Annotated in this window: 17 protein-coding genes; 10 read left to right on the top strand and 7 right to left on the bottom strand. The window is 45.1% G+C overall.

The annotated features are described in order from the left end of the window. Window positions 1–102: 102 nt before the first annotated feature. A complete protein-coding gene (nifJ, locus tag LRY47_RS03755; protein ID WP_295222724.1) occupies window positions 103–3,693 on the bottom strand; it encodes a pyruvate:ferredoxin (flavodoxin) oxidoreductase in 3,591 nt (1,196 codons plus the stop codon). Between the two features lie 151 nt (window positions 3,694–3,844). Here nifJ and LRY47_RS03750 point away from each other — a divergent pair, with 151 nt between their 5' ends. The 7 genes from LRY47_RS03750 to LRY47_RS03720 all read left to right on the top strand — a co-directional run bounded on the left by LRY47_RS03750 (window position 3,845) and on the right by LRY47_RS03720 (window position 9,620). After that, a complete protein-coding gene (locus LRY47_RS03750) occupies window positions 3,845–4,621 on the top strand; it encodes an ABC transporter permease (protein ID WP_295222723.1) in 777 nt (258 codons plus the stop codon). After that, window positions 4,618–5,145 carry a hypothetical protein gene (locus tag LRY47_RS03745; protein ID WP_295222721.1) on the top strand — a complete coding sequence of 176 codons (528 nt, stop codon included), beginning with the start codon at window positions 4,618–4,620 and terminating at the stop codon, window positions 5,143–5,145. The genes LRY47_RS03750 and LRY47_RS03745 overlap by 4 nt, the downstream gene beginning before the upstream one ends. Beyond that, a complete protein-coding gene (locus LRY47_RS03740) occupies window positions 5,106–6,134 on the top strand; it encodes an MlaD family protein (protein WP_295222720.1) in 1,029 nt (342 codons plus the stop codon). The genes LRY47_RS03745 and LRY47_RS03740 overlap by 40 nt, the downstream gene beginning before the upstream one ends. Further along, on the top strand, window positions 6,131–6,805 hold the full coding sequence (locus tag LRY47_RS03735) for a hypothetical protein (protein WP_295222718.1): 675 nt from the start codon (window positions 6,131–6,133) through the stop codon (window positions 6,803–6,805). Before LRY47_RS03740 ends, LRY47_RS03735 begins: the two co-directional genes overlap by 4 nt. 125 nt (window positions 6,806–6,930) lie before the next feature. Then, entirely contained in the window at window positions 6,931–7,269 is a 339-nt protein-coding gene (locus LRY47_RS03730) for a P-II family nitrogen regulator (protein ID WP_132873414.1), read from the top strand. Between the two features lie 30 nt (window positions 7,270–7,299). After that, entirely contained in the window at window positions 7,300–8,709 is a 1,410-nt protein-coding gene (glnA, locus tag LRY47_RS03725; RefSeq protein WP_295222716.1) for a type I glutamate--ammonia ligase, read from the top strand. 89 nt (window positions 8,710–8,798) lie between these two features. Continuing rightward, window positions 8,799–9,620 carry an MBL fold metallo-hydrolase gene (locus LRY47_RS03720; protein WP_295222715.1) on the top strand — a complete coding sequence of 274 codons (822 nt, stop codon included), beginning with the start codon at window positions 8,799–8,801 and terminating at the stop codon, window positions 9,618–9,620. On the opposite strand, the gene LRY47_RS03715 is transcribed toward LRY47_RS03720, so the two are convergent. The 6 genes from LRY47_RS03715 to LRY47_RS03690 form a co-directional block, all read right to left on the bottom strand. Further along, the gene (locus tag LRY47_RS03715) at window positions 9,617–11,173 is read right to left on the bottom strand and encodes an AarF/UbiB family protein (protein WP_295222713.1); all 1,557 of its coding nucleotides are present in this window, start codon (window positions 11,171–11,173) and stop codon (window positions 9,617–9,619) included. The two genes, LRY47_RS03720 and LRY47_RS03715, sit on opposite strands and share 4 nt — an antisense overlap. A gap of 1 nt (window position 11,174) precedes the next feature. Continuing rightward, window positions 11,175–11,450 carry a hypothetical protein gene (locus LRY47_RS03710; RefSeq protein ID WP_295222711.1) on the bottom strand — a complete coding sequence of 92 codons (276 nt, stop codon included), beginning with the start codon at window positions 11,448–11,450 and terminating at the stop codon, window positions 11,175–11,177. Between the two features lie 13 nt (window positions 11,451–11,463). Continuing rightward, on the bottom strand, window positions 11,464–13,296 hold the full coding sequence (locus tag LRY47_RS03705) for an ABC-F family ATP-binding cassette domain-containing protein (RefSeq protein WP_295222709.1): 1,833 nt from the start codon (window positions 13,294–13,296) through the stop codon (window positions 11,464–11,466). Between the two features lie 73 nt (window positions 13,297–13,369). Beyond that, complete coding sequence (locus tag LRY47_RS03700) at window positions 13,370–13,666, bottom strand: hypothetical protein (RefSeq protein WP_295222707.1); 297 nt, start codon at window positions 13,664–13,666, stop codon at window positions 13,370–13,372. Window positions 13,667–13,795: 129 nt separating this feature from the next. Beyond that, a complete protein-coding gene (locus LRY47_RS03695; RefSeq protein WP_295222705.1) occupies window positions 13,796–15,202 on the bottom strand; it encodes a PhoH family protein in 1,407 nt (468 codons plus the stop codon). 418 nt (window positions 15,203–15,620) lie between these two features. Then, window positions 15,621–16,484: a TonB family protein gene (locus LRY47_RS03690; RefSeq protein ID WP_295222703.1), complete on the bottom strand. Its 864-nt coding sequence runs from the start codon at window positions 16,482–16,484 to the stop codon at window positions 15,621–15,623. Between the two features lie 155 nt (window positions 16,485–16,639). Here LRY47_RS03690 and LRY47_RS03685 point away from each other — a divergent pair, with 155 nt between their 5' ends. The 3 genes from LRY47_RS03685 to LRY47_RS03675 are packed head-to-tail and all read left to right on the top strand — an operon-like array spanning window position 16,640 to window position 18,581. Then, complete coding sequence (locus LRY47_RS03685) at window positions 16,640–17,077, top strand: Hsp20/alpha crystallin family protein (RefSeq protein ID WP_295222702.1); 438 nt, start codon at window positions 16,640–16,642, stop codon at window positions 17,075–17,077. A gap of 20 nt (window positions 17,078–17,097) precedes the next feature. Further along, window positions 17,098–18,207, top strand: coding sequence for a molecular chaperone DnaJ (gene dnaJ, locus LRY47_RS03680; protein ID WP_295222700.1), 1,110 nt, complete (start codon window positions 17,098–17,100; stop codon window positions 18,205–18,207). 2 nt (window positions 18,208–18,209) lie between these two features. Further along, complete coding sequence (locus LRY47_RS03675; protein ID WP_295222698.1) at window positions 18,210–18,581, top strand: helix-turn-helix transcriptional regulator; 372 nt, start codon at window positions 18,210–18,212, stop codon at window positions 18,579–18,581. The last annotated feature ends 1 nt before the right edge of the window (window position 18,582 follow it).

The following is an 18,582-nucleotide window of genomic DNA, read 5'->3' as shown; positions in this document are numbered from 1 at the left end:
GAAACCAATAAAAAGAGATCGCCGCGTCGCTCCGCTCCTCGCGAAGACGAATTAACGTCTCTGCGAGGGCGAAGCCTGCGGCAGTCTCATATGATTATGAAATTATTTCTCTTCGATTGAACAATCGACTTTCGCAAGTTCCTGATACAGTTTAAGTCTCTGACGTGACTTTCTGTCTGCAAACTTAACGATAGCGTCAGCCTTTTCAGGGAACATTTTCTGTACGACACGGAATCTGTTCTCTGTAGCCATGAATTCTTTAAGCGAAATCGTAGGCTCCTTGCTGTCCAGAGTAAGGGGGTTTTTACCCTCTTCGCGAAGCGCAGGATTGAAGCGGAACAGAGGCCAGTAGCCTGATGCAACCGCTTTTCTCTGGTCTTCAACACCGGATGTCATGTTGATACCGTGAGCGATACAGTGTGAGTAAGCTATGATGATTGAAGGACCGTCGTGTGCCTCTGCCTCAACAAACGCCTTAATTACCTGAGCAGGGTTTGAAAGAGCAACTTTGGCAACATAGATATGTCCGTATGTCATGCATATCATTGAAAGGTCTTTCTTTTCAGCCGCTTTACCGGAGAACGCGAACTTGGCCTGTGCGCCGATAGGTGTGGATTTTGAAGCCTGACCGCCAGTGTTTGAGTACACTTCTGTATCCAGAACCAGAACATTGATGTTCTCGTTGGATGCAAGAACGTGGTCAAGACCGCCGTAACCTATGTCATATGCCCAGCCGTCGCCGCCCACGATCCACACGGATTTTTTAACCAGATAGTCGGCTATTGAAGCGAGGTTTTTCGCATCGTCTCCGCCCACTTTCTCAAGAGCTTTTTTAAGCTCGGCAACTCTTGTTCTCTGAGCCTCAATCTGAAGCTGGTCTTTCTGTTCTGCTGTTTTGATAGCCTCAACAAGTTTAGCGTCAAGTTTTCCTGCAAGTTTATCAAGCAGTTCCAGAGCCATTTCGTTGAACTTGTCAACAGTCAGTCTCATTCCGTAGCCGAACTCTGCGTTATCTTCAAACAGTGAGTTTGACCATGCAGGTCCTCTGCCGTCACATCTCGTAGTGTAAGGAGTTGTGGGCAGGTTACCGCCGTAGATTGATGAACAGCCGGTGGCGTTGGCGATGAGCGCTCTGTCACCGAAAAGCTGGGAGAGCAGTTTGATGTAAGGCGTTTCGCCGCAACCCGCACATGCGCCGGAAAACTCGAACATGTGGGGAGAAAGCTGTGAACCCTTAAGGGTCGCCTTGTTATATTTTTCATTGGGAAGCTCCGGCAGAGAAAGGAAAAACTCGAAGTTTTTCATTTCCTGTTCGCGCAGAGCAAGCTGAGATTTCATGTTGATGGCTTTGTGTTCGGGGTCTGTTTTGCTTTTAGCGGGGCAGTTGTAAACACAAGCGCCGCAGCCTGTACAGTCCTCGGGAGCAACCTGAACCGTAAATTTCATGCCGTCGAATTCTTTGCCTTTCGCATCCATTGATTTAAAAGCGGCAGGAGCTTTTGAAAGTTCCGCTGCGGGATAAACCATTGTACGGATAGCGGCGTGAGGACATACGAATGAGCAGATTCCGCACTGGATGCAAAGTTCAGTATCCCACTCAGGGATGTGAACCGCAATGTTGCGTTTCTCAAACTTGGCAGTGCCTGTGGGGAAAGTTCCGTCCTGCGGCATCTGACCGACAGTCACCTCATCGCCTCTCATAGCGACAAGCATGCTTGTTGTCCCTTTAACAAATTCGCTGGCTGTGGGGTCTGTCACACAGTTATTGATAAGCGGAAATTCAATTTCGTCACCGGAAGGTTTGCCGCCCTGTCCGGGGTATTTAACCTCGAACAGTTCAGTTGACCCCGCGTCAACGGAATCGTTGTTCATTTTAACAACTTTGTCGCCGTATCTGCCGTATGTCTTTTTATTTGCATCCTTGATTGATTCAGTAACTATGCTGAAATCAACAATGTTGGATATTTTGAAGAAAGCTGTCTGCAGGATAACGTTGTAACGTGAACCGAGACCTATCTTCTCTGCTATATCAACTGCGTTGATGGTGTAAACTTTCGCCTGTTTGGCAACTATCTGTTTCTGAACAGTTTCGGGGATATGCGCCCATATCTCGTCGGCTCCGTACTGGCTGTTGAGCAGGAAAGTACCGCCGGGTTTGAGATATTTAAGCATGTCGTACTTTTCAAGGAATGAGAAGTTGTGGCATGCAACAAAGTCTGCTTTCTGAACAAGATAGGAGCTTTTTATATTTCTCTTTCCGAAACGCAGGTGTGATGTTGTCATTGAACCTGCTTTTTTCGAGTCGTATACGAAGTAAGCCTGAACTGTGTTGTCTGTCAGGTCGCCGATGATCTTTGCGGAGTTCTTGTTCGCACCGACGGTACCGTCGGAACCGAGACCGAAGAACATAGCGTTGAAAACGTCGTCCTGAGGAGTAAGCCAGTTCTCGTCATGTTTAAGGCTGAGATTTGTAACGTCGTCCACGATGCCCACGGTGAATCCGTTAACGGGTTCTTTCGCATCAAGGTTGTCAAACACAGCTTTAACCATTGCGGGTGTGAACTCTTTTGACCCCAGACCGTAACGTCCGCCGACGATTGTAGGATATCCGTCGAACACGAACAGTTTTTTCTGCATAGCTTCGCCGATTGCAGTACGAACATCAAGATACATGGGTTCGCCGATGGAACCAGGCTCTTTAGTTCTGTCAAGAACTGCTATCTTCTTAACTTTTTTGGGCAGTGCCGCGATGAACTGCTCAAGGGGGAAAGGTCTGTAAAGTCTTATTTTAATAAGACCGACCTTTTCGCCGCATGCGTTCATGTACTCGATCGCCTCTTCGGCAACGTCAGCACCGGAACCCATAATAACAAGAACTTTTTCCGCATCGGGTGCGCCAGTGTAGTCAACAAGGTTATATGCGCGTCCTGTCATCTTGGCAAATTTATCCATCTGCTTCTGCATGATGGCTGCAAAGTCCTGATAGTATTTATTCACAGTCTCTTTCGCCTGGAAGAAGACGTCGGGGTTCTGTGAAGTACCTTTTATAGTAGGCATATCAGGGTTAAGAGCACGTTTTCTGTGAGCTATGACAAGATCGTCACAGATCATCTGTTTCATTTCGTCGTGTGTCAGCGCGATGGTTGTGCGAAGTTCGTGAGAAGTTCTGAAACCGTCGAAGAAGTGGAGAACGGGAACCCTGCCCTCAAGAGCAGCCGCCTGAGATATGAGAGCGAAGTCCATAACCTCCTGCGGATTGTTGGAAGCCAGCATAGCCCATCCTGTCTGACGGCAGGCCATAACGTCGGAATGGTCGCCGAAAATGGAAAGAGCATGCGTGGCAAGCGCCCTTGCGGAAACGTGGAAAACTGTGGGTGTCAGCTCGCCCGCTATCTTGTACATGTTAGGGATCATCAGAAGAAGACCCTGAGAAGCGGTGAAAGTGGTTGTCAGTGCGCCTGCGGAAAGAGCACCGTGAACCGCGCCGGAAGCTCCGCCTTCGGACTGAAGCTCAACAACCTTCGGAATAGAACCCCAGATGTTCTTTTCCCCCACTGCGGACTTTTCATCAGAGATCTCTCCCATAACCGAAGAAGGTGTGATAGGATAGATAGCGATTACTTCGTTTGTCGCATGTGCGACGTGGGCTGCGGCGGTGTTGCCGTCGATAATAACTTTTTTGTTTTCAGCCATACCATTCACTCCTGTAATAATTAAAAATAAGTTCTGAACTTATTCGATGTAATTAAAAGTTAAAAGACCGTTTTACTATACATTTTTTCAATATCGTCGTCAACTAGATTTCTTATTCCATTCGGCAAAAGAATGATATATAATCCATTTTATGAAAAGACTCATAATGGCGCTGGGACAAAAGGCTATCGCATCGATACAATTCTTCATCGGATACTTCGCCTTTACAGTTTCTTTTTTCAAAGGGTGTTTTAATCCTCACATCTTCTATCCCTCTGTACATCTTGTATTTCTTCGCCAGGTCTATTTTACGGGGGTTCAGATACTCCCGATGTTCTCGGTGGTTTCTGTGGCAATAGGTCTCACACTTGTCGGCGGACTTACTCCTTTCATGGTTCAGTTCGGCGCTCAGGATGCAGTCGGATCAGTACTTGTAACCATCACAATCAAGCACCTTGCACCACTTGTTACAATGGTGCTTCTCACCCTCAGATCCTCCACTGCTGTAACGGCTGAGATTTCGCTTATGAAGATGAACGGAGAGATTGACACTATTAAATCATTATCAATAAACCCATTTGTTTACTTATACATACCAAGAATAGTTTCAGGAATCGTGTGTTTATCCGTTCTCTCCGTAATTTTTATCTACATTGCAATAATCGGCGGATATCTTATACTTAGTTTTAATCTTAATATATCATTCGATTTCCTGATAGGTACAATTTTTGACGCCTTTACGATTGACACGCTATTGGCATTTTTTATAAAGATTGCACTTGGCGGATATTTTTTAATGTCAATACCGATATACACTGCTCTGGAAACAGGAAATGCAGTTACAGAAATTCCAATAGCACTTTTAAGAGGTATGCAGCGCCTCTTTTATGCAATTATAATTGTTGAGCTGGTAGGAACGTTCATATGAACAACTATCTGATATATTATAAATCCGAAGAACAGATGAAAGAGTGGCTTAAAACCCTCATGCAGATTGTCGAAAGTCAGCGTGTCGGTCTTGTATCCTCTTTTTTCCCTATAATAGGCAATCTGTCGGTGATAGAAAATATTCTTCTTCCCCTGACATATCACCACAAAATAACTTATTCCGAAGCTCTGGACATAGTCGGAAAAGACCTTGAGAACTTCGGACTAAAAGATATCATGCACTTCCGGAACAACCAGCTGAACGATTACCAGAAGATGATTGTCAAATATTTACAGGTAAAATATCTTCGTGCGGAATGGATAGTATTTTTCAGTCCGAGAAGAATGTACATCGCAGAATATGAAGAGAAATTTCACCAATTTTTACGCTGTGAAGATTTAAAAAAATCGGTTATCATAGACCATGAAAACCACAGACACCTGTTTGACGATATGCAGGATTACACAGAGAAGGATTTTGACACATGGGTGACCCGCGATTTAAAAACATCGAATTCAAAGTAGGGCTTTTCATTTTCGTAGCCCTCGTACTGTCTTTTGCTTTTCTCACAGGATTTCTTATAACGCAGAACTTTTTCACCTCAAAGGTCAAGGTCGTTTTCATATCAGAATCCGGCGAAGGGCTGACGAAAAGCATGCCCGTTATGTATTCCGGTTTTCAGCTGGCAAAGGTTTACAGTATCGAACTGCGAGACGACGGTCTTGTTGAACTCAGAGCAAAGATACCTGTCCGCTACAAAAAATGGGTCAAGCCCGAATCACAGGCTAAGATACAGGCACAGGGCGTCATAGGCGCCAATGCAATCGTTCTTTCAGGCGGAATCGACTCAAAGAACGATATTGACGACGGACAAACATATAAACTGACAAGAGAACAGGCGATAGCCGACATCATAAAGAAGTTTGAACCCATGCTGGACAACGTTAAAAACATTCTTGAAAACGTGGACAGGGTAACGACATCCGTTTCAGACAAGAGACAGAGCATCGAAGACCTCATGCAGGGACTTGGCGATCTTGGCGGTGACGTATCCAAAAAAGAGGGTTCCGTGGGTTTTCTCACCCGGTCTGATTATCTTAAAAACGAAGTGGAGGCGATCATGAACAGGCTCGCCATAACACAGAATAATCTGATAGAGATAACCAACAAGGTAGATACTGCTGTTGCCGGAGTCAACGACCGCGTCACAGAGACAAAACCGGCAATTGCCGATCTTGACAAAGGTATACTCGCCATCAAAGACGGCGCCGAAGATATAGGCAAACTGGCGCGCAACATAGACAACACTGTCACAAAACTCCAGAAGACAGTGGAAAACACAAATAAAATATCCACGGATGTGTCTGAAACAACTACAAATCTGAAAGATCTGCGTCAGCAGACAGACGACATCATGAATACATCCAACAGGATACTTCTGAACCTTGAGGAGAAATGGCCGTTCAACAGCTCCACCTCAAGAAAAGCGGAAGAAAAGGTGAAACTGCCGTGAAAAACCTTATCATTATATTGACAGCTGCTGTTCTGCTGTATTCCTGCGCAAGCAAACCCCAAAGCTCACCGGATTTTCTTTACGGCAGCAGATTCTTTAACGTGTATATGGAAAATTACCTGAAAGGCGAACCGAAAGTTGCCGAAAGCTATTTCTATAAAGCGGAAGCACAGTTCAGAAAGGTTGATTCACTCTGCAACCTTTCAAGAATATATCTTGGCAGATACGTTCTTGAAGAGGGAGAAGAAGACCCTGCTGTTCTGGAATTGGCTAAAAAGTACGCAGACCTTGGAGCGTGCGAAGAGGAACAGCAGAGCGTTCTCTATCTCACAGGGCAAAAATATGACGGCAACAAACTGCCTGAACCTTTCAGAACAATAGAGGGAACAGACAGGGAAAAACTGGCATACATCGCGACAGACTCAAAGTTTGACGATGTTACAAAAACAAGACTGTTGAGAAAAGCAGCCATTGACTATATAATAGACAACCCGAAACGCTCCGAAGAACTTGCCGAAAAGGCTCTCGAACTGGACAAATATCACGGATGGAGCCTTAACTTACTCAGAGACCTGATAATTATTAAGAATGCCCGCATAAAACAGGGTAAAAATGCGGATGATATAGCAACCAGAATTGAGCTGATAAAGTCTGTCATGGTCAAGAAATAGACAGGTACTGATTATTTATTGACCACTCAGAGAAATGTCATATCTATGAAAGCCCTTTAGTTAAAGGGTTCATGGTTTGGCATCTCTATTGCTCTCTATTGATGTGCTCACAACGGAGGTATAAGGTGAAAAAGATTGAAGCTGTCATCAAACCCTTTAAACTGGACGATGTCAAAGAAAAATTAACCGAGATAGGTATCAGGGGTATCACAATAAGCGAAGTTAAGGGCTTCGGAAGACAGAAAGGTCACACAGAGCTTTACAGAGGCGCCGAGTATGTCATCGACTTCATCCCCAAGATCAAAGTCGAAGTTGTAGTCTCCGATGAACTCGTTGCCCAGGCTGTTGAAGTTATTCAGGAAGCAGCCAAGACCGGACGCATTGGCGACGGCAAAATTTTCATCTTCTCCATTGATGAAGTTATCCGTATCCGTACCGGTGAAACCGGCGAAAACGCACTTTAATCCCAAGCATATATATTCCCAGGAGGCAATATGACACCGAAAGATGTTCTCAAGATGATTAAAGACAACGGTATCAAAATGGTCGATATGAAGTTTGTTGACTTCCTCGGCACATGGCAGCATACCACTATCCCCGCACACATGGTTGACGAAGACTTCTTTGAAAACGGAATGGGCTTCGACGGTTCTTCCATCCGCGGCTGGCAGGCAATCAATAACTCAGACATGATCATGGTTCCGGATCCTTCAACTGCTAAGATCGATCCCTTTGCAGAACTTCCTATCCTTTACATGATCTGCAACATTTTCGACCCGATCAGCAAAGAACCCTATTCAAGAGACCCCAGAAACATAGCTAAAAAAGCTGTTAAATACCTTCAGTCTACAGGTATCGCTGATACTGCATATTTCGGACCCGAAGCAGAGTTCTTCCTGTTCGACAACATCCAGTTCGACTATACAAGAAACACAGGCTACTTCTTCATCGATTCTGAAGAAGGCGACTGGAACACAGGCGCAGAAGGCAAAAACCTCGGCTACAAAGTAGCCAACAAAGGCGGATATTTCCCCGCTCCCCCCGTTGACTCTCTGTGGGACGTTCGTAACGAAATGGTTATGACAATGGAAGCTCTCGGTCTTGTTATCGAAAACTCTCACCACGAAGTTGCAACCGGCGGTCAGTGCGAAATCGACATGAAATTCGCTGACATGCTTAAAATGGCTGACCAACTTATGACTTACAAATATGTTGTAAGAAACGTTGCGAAAGCTCACGGACAAACAGCCACTTTCATGCCTAAACCTCTCCACGGCGACAACGGTTCCGGTATGCACGTTCACCAGTCACTCTGGAAAGACGGCAAACCTCTTTTTGCCGGTGAGCAGTATGCAGGAATGAGCGAAATGGCTCTTTACTACATCGGTGGTATCATCAAACACGCTCATACCATCGCTGCGTTTACAAACCCTACAACTAACTCATACAAGAGACTTGTACCCGGATTTGAAGCTCCCGTTTCTCTGGCTTACTCTTCAAGAAACAGATCAGCTTCCATCAGAATCCCGATGTACTCTCCCTCTCCCAAGGCTAAACGTATTGAGATCAGATTCCCTGATGCTCTTTGCAACCCCTATCTTGCGTTCTCCGTTATGCTTCTTGCAGGTCTTGACGGTATCCAGAACAAAATCGATCCGGGCGAGCCTATGGATAAAAACCTGTATGACCTCGATCCTATCGAGCTGTCTGCAATTCCTCAAATGCCCTCTTCTCTTGCGCAATCCATCAACGCTCTTGAGAAAGACCACGACTTCCTTCTTAAAGGCGATGTCTTCACTGAAGACGTTATCTCCAGCTGGATCGAGTACAAGAGAGCAAACGAGATATCTGCTATCGACAGCAGACCTCACCCCTACGAGTTCAAACTCTACTTCGACGCTTAATAAGCCAATCGAAAAAAATATTAAAAAAGCAGGGCAGTAATGTCCGCTTTTTTTGTTTGCCGCTGTTGCTCTGCATGTTATCATGAACAATGGAAATAAGAATAATAACTGATAACTATGTTGACAGAACAGGACTTTTAGCAGAACACGGCTTTTCCTGCCTCATAACAGCGAAAGGTAAAACAATACTGTTTGACACCGGACAGGGTGACGGGTTTATAAACAACGTTAAGCAGCTCGGTATAGAAAATGCGGACTGTATCGTCCTTTCCCACGGACATTATGATCACACAGGCGGACTTTCAAAACATATTGCGGAATGTGCGGAGATATCCGGCGACATCTACGCATCAAAATACATATTTGAAAACCACCTCAAACTCGACAACGGCAAGACCACCTATGACTTTATCGGATTCGGCGGCACCAGAGGAGATATTGAACGCAGATTTAAACTGCATCTGAATAAAGGCATGACTGAAATATTTCCAGGCATTTTCCTTTCCGGCACAATAGAAAGAACAGTTGATTTCGACTCCGACGGAAAATTATTTGCTGAAATCGACGGCATAACGTCCAAAGATAGATTCCGCGACGAACAGTTTCTGATCGTCCGCGAAGATGAAGGCATACATATCGTAACCGGATGCACCCACTGCGGACCGGAAAATCTTATTAATTTTGCGAAAAAACTGTTCCCCGATAAAAAGATACTCTCGCTTACAGGCGGACTGCACCTGTTCCGTTCGGAAAGTTCATATATCCATAAGGTTATAGCCTCTCTTCAGGCGGAAAATATCGGAATAATTGCAACAGGACACTGCACCGGAATCGACGCTTCATTCGTTCTTAAATCGACACTGGGCGACAAAGTTATATTTACAAAAGCTGGTATGCAAATAAGCTACTAAACAGAAAAGGTGATTTTCAGTACACCCGCGAAATACAGGATGTATGAAAGATATTCATGATGGGGTATCTGAGAACCCTGAACAAAGAAAGCAGTGATTATTATCAATATTCCTGCGAAGATCGGGCGCAGATACTTTTTCAGCGCCAGCTTCAAAGCCTCCTTATCGTCAGGCGATATGCGAACCTCCAGGTTATTTCCGCTTAGGTCGTTAACAACCTTCTTAATCTTTTTCAGAGTAAGAGGAAGCTCTATTGTTTCGCGCTTTGCGGTTTCCCACAACCCGTCCGTAAATCCAAGCGCCTCCGGCATCCTGTCTTTCAGAATAGGCAATATATCCTTGATACCGTTAAAGTTATGTATATAGTTCGTACCAAGTCCCTCAATGATGGAGCTCATACGCATGAGATAAACTGCTTCCTGCGGCAGTTTATACGGTACAGATTTCAGTGAATCCATCAGCGCGTATGCCAGAGACTGCATACTCTGAGCAGACAGGGCGTTATTGTCGAGAATGTCGAACACCTGCTCCGCCAGATCCTGCAAACCGAATTCAGGCGCGTCTATAGAGATAATGCCAAGCTTCTTGGCACACTTGATATACTCTTCAAAGTCCCTTTCGTTTGCCGCCTTAACAAGCGATATGATATTCTGTCTGGTCTTCGACGGAATTCTTTGAACCATACCGAAGTCAAGCAGAATAAGTTCACCCTCTTCCGTTACCAGCAGGTTGCCCGGATGGGGATCGGCATGGAAGAAACCTTTTATAAAAGACTGGTCAACATAGAAATTAACCAGTTTTGCCATAAGCTTTTCAAAGCTGATATTCAGTTTTTTCAGGTTCTCTTTATCGTCGAACCTGTATCCACGCTCAAAGGACATCACCATCGCATCGGCACACGAACATTCCGGATAACCGATGGGAAATCTTACTCCGTTGTCTGGGTAGAGTTCGTGAAACTTTTGGAGGTTCAGCATCTCAATATTGAGATCAACCTCTTTCATGATCATTCTGCTGAACTCAGAAATAACTGATTCCAGAGAGTTTTTTGTATTTTCAGAGAACATCGGTTTAAAGAGCTTCTGGAAAAACGCGAGGATGTTTATATCCGCACGGATAACGTTCTCTATATCGTATCGGCGCAGTTTAACAGCCACCTCGGTACCGTCGATAAGTATTGCTTTGTGAACCTGACCGATTGACGCACTTGCGATTGGCTTTTTATTAAACTCTTTAAAACATATCCGCCCGCCGAAAGACCGTTCGTATATCTTCTCAAAGTCGCTTTGGGACATGGGCGATATCTCGTCGTGAAGCTGACGCAGATAGAAAAGATAGTTATCGGGAAAGAAATCTGCTCTGGTTGCCAGTACCTGTGCAAGTTTTATAAAGCTCGCACCTAGACTGTTGATTTTACTTTTAAGCTTTTCAGGCGGCAGCGGTTTTACGAACAGAAAGCTTTTGCTGCCTCTGATTATCAGAAAAACGGTCAGAATAACCCTGAAAACATGGTATACCCTGACCGGCGAATAGTATCTGATGAAATTTCGCAAATTATTTTTCGTTTATCATCTTTTTCAGCTCTTCAATATCCTCTTTGGTGGCAAGCCCCATTTCGGACAGAGCATCTTTAACAACTTTTTTAAACTTCTCGCTGAACTCTTTCTCTTCCTCTTTCGCTCTCTTCCTTGCCTCTGCTAGAAACTCGACCTGTTGTTCTTTTGTTATCTTGCCCTTTTCGGCAAGCGCTTTGATCTCGTCCTCAATCTTCTCTTTGGCAATAAGTGCGGAACCAAGTCCCAGATAAAAAAGGTCTTTAATGTCAGCCATTTTATCCTCCGTTTCAGCCGAGCTGATTTAATTTTTCCTCGTACTGTGCCGTAAGTGTTTCAAGCTGTTCGGCAGCCTCCAGAAACTCTTCCAGCATATCGTCAACACTCTTTTTCGCCTCGTCCAGTTCTTTTGAAAGCCGCCCAATCTCCATCGGATCGCTACCGGTCGAAGCTTTTATAAGCTCCTTGTTTAAAATCTCTATCCTGTTCTCAATAAATGCAATATCTTTTTCCAGCCTGTCGTGGCGCTCCTGAATCGGTTTAAGAACTTTCCCTTTCTCTGCAACAATTTCCGAACGAAGTTTTCTTTGTTCCTTTTTACTGTTGGCAGAAGCCTGAACCGACGGTCTGTCGGAAAACTCCTCACCCCAGCCAACTTTATCAAGAAACTCCTCATATCCGCCCTCAAACACTTCTATGGTGTCGTTGCGGAAAACTATCAGGCGTTCTGCGATGGCGTTAAGAAACATCTCGTTGTGGGTAACCATTACAACAGTTCCTTTGAACTGGTCGATAGCCTCCAGCAGTGAGTCACAGGACTGCATATCAAGGTGGTTCGTCGGTTCATCGAGAAACAGTATGTTAGCAGGCTGCAAGATTGCCTTCGCCAGCATAACACGGCTCTTCTCGCCGCCTGACAGAACGGATATCTTTTTCAATGCGTCGTCGCCGGAAAACATCATGGTTCCCGCCGCGTCTCTCGCCTTCTGCCTGTCAACAACAGGATCAACCTCAATCAGCTCCTGCTCAATGGTATTGTTAAGCCCAAGTCTCTGCACATTCGTCTGCTCATAAACGGCGGGTTTCAGCTGCGCATGGCATGATATTTCGCCGCTGTCGGGTTCTGATATCCCGCAAAGCATTTTCAGAAGAGTTGTCTTACCCTTACCGTTCTTACCTATTATACATATCTTTTCGCCGGAACCGATGGTAATACCGAAATTTTTTATCAGCGGGTTTGATTTATCATATCCAAAGCTTATATCCCTGACGTTTATAAGCTCTTTCGCCCTTATATCGCTGTAGTTGAAGCAAAACTCAAGATCCTCGATTTCGTCCAGCTTGTCCTTTTTCGACATCTTCTCAAGCATCTTAACACGGGACTGAACGCGGCTGGCGAGGCTCGCCTTTGATTTGAAACGTTCAACAAAACGCTCGACCTCTTTGCGCTTCAACTCTTCGTTCTGACGTGTCTTTTCGTAAATCTCCTCATCCATGGCGATCTGCTCATAAAACTTCCCTGTATCGCCCTTTATCTTGCGTACCTGCTGTCTGTGTATCCCCAGAGTGTGGGTCACAACCCTGTCCATGAAAGCCCTGTCGTGGGTGATGAGCATCAGCTCGCCCTTCCACTTGATAAGAAACTGTTCAAGCCAGCGTATTGAAGTAATGTCCAGATAGTTGGTCGGTTCGTCCAGAAGAAGCATGTCAGGTTCTGACAGAAGGAGTTTTGCAAGATTCAGGCGCACCTGATAACCGCCTGAAAACTCATTGGGAGATTTTTCCATATCATCGTCGGAAAAACCGAGACCGGAAAGTATTTTCTCCGCTTTCCAGACGTCATCGCGCTCCGCCTCTTTAAGTCCTGAAGCCGCCTCTTCCCTCGCGGTTTTGTGTTTAAAATCTATCACCTGCTTAAGATAACCAAGCGTATAGTTCCTCGGCACATTGATTGTACCGTCGTCCTGTTCCTGTTCGCCGGTGAGTATGCGCATCAGCGTGGTCTTGCCATGCCCGTTGCGCCCAACAAGTCCGACGCGTTCTCCTGAATTTACTCTGAAACTGATATCTTTAAATAGCGTCCTCGGTCCAAAACCTTTGGACAAATTCTCAACACTTAACACTTTTACCTCTGATTACATTTGATTACATTAAGAATATGAAAAAGAAAAGGGGAGGTCTCCCTCCCCTTTGGGATTATTTAATTTGTCTGACGTGGAAAAGCTCAATAAGGCTGAGCTGGTCGAGCAGAGCATAAAGCCTTTCGTCCCAAACGTTCACATTAAGAGAAACACCGTCCACGTTTATGATTTTAATAAAAAAACCGATAACGGAAGAAACCATGGAGAGAGAATCTTTAACATTAACAGTAAGATTCTTTGTTCCATTACTGATAAGCTGCTGAATTGTCATCTTAATCTCGTTATAGTGATCAAGAGACTTGATATTCCCAAGAATTTCAACCGTGTGGTTGTCAATAATCTTTATTTCCATTTCCGACTCCGTTAATTAAACTGATTGTCCGTTCTTCCAAAACTTACGGAATATGACCACCTGTAACACCCGCAACTAGATAGTTTTATCACATGCGGGAGATTCTGGCAACATGTACTGATGTGCCTTTTACAGTATCTCCGCAGCAATGGTTGCAAGTCGGCTTCTCTCGCCCTTATCAAGATATATTGTGGACGCATGTTTAAATCTGGCATAGGTGAATTTTTCAGATGCGTTCACAAGTCCGTTGTCTCTTTCGTTGAGATACGGGTTGTCAATCTGCTTAAGGTCACCGGTGAATACCATCTTGGAGTTCACACCAGCCCTTGTTATGATGGTCTTTATCTCGTGAGGGCTAAGGTTCTGCGCCTCATCAACAACAAGATAGGTATCCATAAGAGTACGACCTCTGATGTATGTAAGCGCTTCTATCTCAAGCATTTTTGATGCTTTCAGATAGTCGATTGTCGCCTCGTGCATCTGGTTTTTGGAAAGGTACTCGTCCTTAACCTCTATCCTGCCCTTATCCATCATGTAAACGATGAATTCCATGTTGTCATAGATGGGTTTAAGCCACGGATCGAGTTTTTCGTTAATATTACCGGGCAGATAACCGAGATCCCTTCCCATGGGGATAGGCGAGCGGGTGACTATCAGTCTTTTATATTTATCGTTCAGAACTGAATGAAGCCCTGCGCAAAGCGCGAGGAGTGTTTTTCCTGTCCCTGCGATACCGATAGCGAAAACAACGTCTATATCAGGATCGAGGAGTGAATCCATAAGATAAATCTGTTTTCTGTTGGCGGGGGTAACACCGAGTATCGGCTCATTCTGATGAAGAAGCCTAAACGCGCCGTCCATAGGGTTTCCGTTGCCGATATATCTTACAAGCGCACTTTTCTGAGGGTTTATTTCGCCTTTCAGTATAAAATACTCGTTAACGCGGGGAGCAAACTTTTCATTGTCCTGCCTGCGGACACCTTCCGGAACAGGGAGTTCTTTCTCCTGATACAGCGTGTTTATATAGTCATCAAGAACAAACAGGGTGTCATCCGACTGATCTATGAACGACGTTGTCTTTTCATGGTAGTAGTCCTCAGCGTCAAGCCCAACTGCGTTGGCTTTGATACGCAGGTTAACATCTTTAGAAACTATGATTGTCTCAAGTTTTGATTCCAGCTTAACCTGAAGAGCTGTGGCGAGGATAATATTATCGTTCTTGCTGAGGTCAAAACCGGCAGGAATAAGACTTCTGGTCTTTTCGTCCTGAAAGCGGATGGTAAATTTACCGCCTGAATCCAGTTTCACCCCTTTAAGGAGATCGCCCTCTTTCTCTTCGCGGTATTTTTCCACTATACGGATGAAACTTCTGGCATTGTAGCCATTGAGGTCGAGATTCTTCTTAAAGGAGTCAACTTCCTCCAAAACCACCGCAGGAAGGATGATGTTGTTGTTGTCGAAAGTTTCTAAACAGTTGGGAGAGTAAAGGATAACATTTGTGTCGATGATGAAGTTTTTGACTTTTTTTGATGCCATGCAGTAATACTCCAAATTGGCGTTCCAATGCGCGGAAGCTTAAAATTAATATACCCGATAGAGAGATGTCAAGCAAGATAAGTTAATTGATTATTTCCTGACATTATGCAGTATATTTTGCCCTTGCGCAGACATCTAAGGTTTCAGGATGAAACCCGCTTGCGTGAGCGGCAGGAGGCTTGCTTGACTATTTACTTACAAAAATGCGGAACATTTGCCACAGAGACGAATGACCGTCTTCGCGAGGAGCATTAGCCGCAGGCTGAAAACATTTGCCTATTTTTGCAAATGTTTCTGTACCGAGCTTGCTGAAATGAGTCCACTTTAAACTATTTGTCGAATAACGCGACGACGCGATCTGACATATTCAGACTGCTTCGTCATTTCATTCCTCGCAGAGACGAATTGTATGAAAATATCAATATACCTGAAATCCGCCGCCGATTATGTACTGGAAATATGCGTCAACTTTAAGGTTGTCCATCTCGTAGGAATCAGGCAGAGGAACGCCTGCCATCTTTCTGAGTGCAGTTATGACCTCGTTGTCGAGGTCGGGATATCCGCTTGAACGAAGAATACGGATACTCGATATTTTGCCGTCTCTGGAAACTATGAATGATGCCTGAACAACTCCCTGTTCGCCGCGTATTGCGGAATTAGGGGGATAAGTCCAGACCCTGTAAAGTCTTGAAGCAAACTTATAAAAATACGACTGATAACGAAATTTGACATACTGCATGGACACGGTGTCCTCGCCTGTCACCTTAGCTCCGCCGTTGGCAAATTTCTCTATGGTCTCTTTCGGATTCATAATATCGTCAATGCGCTTGCGGTCTGCATCCTTTTTAGATGTATCCGGCAGTGTTTTCGGCGTGTCCGGTGATACTCTGGGAACATCGGCACTGCTTTTCGGAGGAATGGCATCAGGCGGCGCAGGGTGCTGCTGAGTTTTTGGCGCAGACTGAGGTACTGGAGTCTTTTCAGGAGACTTTTTAACATCCTGACCGTCTTTAACAGGTTCCTTTCTCTGCTGTTTAGGCGGCACAGGTTTATCCTGTTCCAGTTTTGTATCTTTATCCTCGTCAAGCGGCGTGGGAGGAATGTATTTTTTAGGTATAGGCGGAACAGTTTTCTTCGGCTGTTCCTTTTTTTCTTTCGGAACTATCTGAACGTCAATGGGTTTTTCACGTTCCTTATCCTCCTTGGGCAAATGGAATATGCCAAGTCCGAAAAGGTGCAGAAGGAGCGACAATAACAGAAATACCCAGAATATGTTACGCATCAGAATTAAGATACTCTCAGATTAATTTTATTACAAGATGGTTTCAATGGCAAAAAGTTCTATCAAGGGCATCGAATAAAAAAACTTGACACGCACACACTCAACTCTTATTATAGCTTCATGATCAAATTACTCTATAAAAGGAGGCGAAAACTATGGCGATCGTAAGATGGGATCCGCTGAAAGACCTTATGACAATGCACGACAGAATGAACAAGATCTTTGACGAAACTCTGAGCAAAACCGCTCACGGAAGCTATGGCGACTGGCTTCCCCCTGTTGATATCTATGAAACAGATGCGGAAATAGTCATTGTTGCGGAACTTCCCGGTGTTAAAGAGGAAGAACTCGACATCCAGATGGCAGACGGCATACTTATCCTTAAGGGTGAAAAAAAATACCCTGTGGACGGCGACAGCGACAACTATTACAGGCTTGAGCGCGCCTACGGGAAATTCAACCGTTCGTTCGCAATTCCCAACACGGTTGACGTAAACAGTGTCAAAGCATCTCTTAAAGACGGACTTTTGAAGATAACTCTGCAGAAAAGAACAGAGATACAGCCCAAAGTAATTAAAGTTGAAACAGAATAAACAATAACGGTGAACAAACTATGCCTCAAGATTATTACGCTGTCCTCGGCGTGTCAAAAAGCGCCACAGAGGACGAGATTAAAAAAGCATACAGAAAGCTGGCGAGGAAATATCATCCCGACGTGAACCCCGGCGACAAATCAGCCGAGGACAAGTTTAAGGAGATATCCGAAGCCTACGGCGTTCTGTCGGATGCTGAAAAAAAGAAACAGTACGACTCTCTGGGGCATGACGCATTTAAAAACGGCGGACACGGATACGATTTCTCCGGCGCCAACTTTGAAGACATAAAAAACCACTTCGGCGGTTTTGACATGAACGATATTTTCGGGAATATGTTTGGCGGCGGTTTCGGCGGAGGACGCAGAAGCCGCTCCGACGCCCCTCTTCAGGGCGAAGACATAAACCTGACCGTACAGATACCCTTCAAAGACGCTATATTCGGCAACGAATATGAGATATCGGTGAACCACACCGAAAAATGCGCTTCCTGTAACGGCAAAGGCGGCGACAAAATAACATGTCCCTCCTGCAACGGTTCAGGACAGATAATGAACCAGAAAGGCGGCGCGTTCTCAATCTCCGCCTGCCCCACATGCAAAGGACACGGTCAGATATCCAAAAATGTCTGTTCGGTGTGCAAGGGCAGCGGATACAAGAACGTACAGGAAAAGATAAAGGTTCGCATCCCTAAGGGTGTGGACAAAAACTCAAAAATACGCGTGGGCGGAAAAGGAAACGCGGGACGCAACGGCGGACCGCAGGGCGACCTTTATATCATCACAAACGTACAGGATCACGAAGTATTTGAGAGAAAAGGAAACAACATTTATGTGAACGTTGAGGTCGATATGTTCGAGGCGGCACTGGGGGAAAAAATAAACGTACCCACCCCATACGGCACCATAAGCATGAACATACCCGCAGGCACACAGCCCGGGCAGACCTTCCGCGTTAAGAACAAAGGTGTACCGAGCCTGAAAAGCGGCACCACCGGAGACCTTTATGTGGTCATAAAAGTGCGCATACCACAGATTGCTGTGGAGGGAGACAGAACCTCCCTTAAAGACATGCAGCACCGATATGCCGACGACGCAAGACAAAGGCTCATAGACAAAGCGAGGCTGTAAATATGAGAAGTAAGCCCCTCTACGTCATAAGCATAGTGTCGGAGATGTTCGATCTGCACCCGCAGACACTCCGGCAGTATGAAAGACTGGGGTTCATAAACCCCCAGAGAACGCAAGGAAACACAAGATTATACTCGGATGAAGACCTTGAAACCCTTAAGTTCATCCTGACCCTGACAAAAGACATGGGGGTCAATCTGGCAGGGGTGGAAGTCATTATCAACATGAAAAACCAGATGGAAGAACTGCAAACTCAGAACGAACAACTGCGCAGGTTCATAATGGAACATGCCGACAGCATAAACGCGAAAAGAGAGGGACTTGTTCCCGTTACGGAGAACAGGATAATCAAGGTCAAAATAGATACGGAGTAAA

It is taken from the genome of Seleniivibrio sp. (assembly GCF_021209385.1).
Classification (GTDB): Bacteria; Chrysiogenota; Deferribacteres; order Deferribacterales; family Geovibrionaceae; genus Seleniivibrio.
This window is presented reverse-complemented; position numbering and strand designations above follow the sequence as displayed.

Excerpts from the sequence above, each read along its gene's own strand:
- nifJ (WP_295222724.1), bottom strand. The coding sequence starts at position 3,693 with ATGGCTGAAAACAAAAAAGTTATTATCGACGGCAACACCGCCGCAGCC.
- LRY47_RS03750 (WP_295222723.1), top strand. The coding sequence starts at position 3,845 with ATGAAAAGACTCATAATGGCGCTGGGACAAAAGGCTATCGCATCGATA.
- LRY47_RS03745 (WP_295222721.1), top strand. The coding sequence starts at position 4,618 with ATGAACAACTATCTGATATATTATAAATCCGAAGAACAGATGAAAGAG.
- LRY47_RS03740 (WP_295222720.1), top strand. The coding sequence starts at position 5,106 with ATGGGTGACCCGCGATTTAAAAACATCGAATTCAAAGTAGGGCTTTTC.
- glnA (WP_295222716.1), top strand. The coding sequence starts at position 7,300 with ATGACACCGAAAGATGTTCTCAAGATGATTAAAGACAACGGTATCAAA.
- LRY47_RS03720 (WP_295222715.1), top strand. The coding sequence starts at position 8,799 with ATGGAAATAAGAATAATAACTGATAACTATGTTGACAGAACAGGACTT.
- LRY47_RS03710 (WP_295222711.1), bottom strand. The coding sequence starts at position 11,450 with ATGGCTGACATTAAAGACCTTTTTTATCTGGGACTTGGTTCCGCACTT.
- LRY47_RS03700 (WP_295222707.1), bottom strand. The coding sequence starts at position 13,666 with ATGGAAATAAAGATTATTGACAACCACACGGTTGAAATTCTTGGGAAT.
- LRY47_RS03695 (WP_295222705.1), bottom strand. The coding sequence starts at position 15,202 with ATGGCATCAAAAAAAGTCAAAAACTTCATCATCGACACAAATGTTATC.
- LRY47_RS03690 (WP_295222703.1), bottom strand. The coding sequence starts at position 16,484 with ATGCGTAACATATTCTGGGTATTTCTGTTATTGTCGCTCCTTCTGCAC.
- LRY47_RS03685 (WP_295222702.1), top strand. The coding sequence starts at position 16,640 with ATGGCGATCGTAAGATGGGATCCGCTGAAAGACCTTATGACAATGCAC.
- dnaJ (WP_295222700.1), top strand. The coding sequence starts at position 17,098 with ATGCCTCAAGATTATTACGCTGTCCTCGGCGTGTCAAAAAGCGCCACA.
- LRY47_RS03675 (WP_295222698.1), top strand. The coding sequence starts at position 18,210 with ATGAGAAGTAAGCCCCTCTACGTCATAAGCATAGTGTCGGAGATGTTC.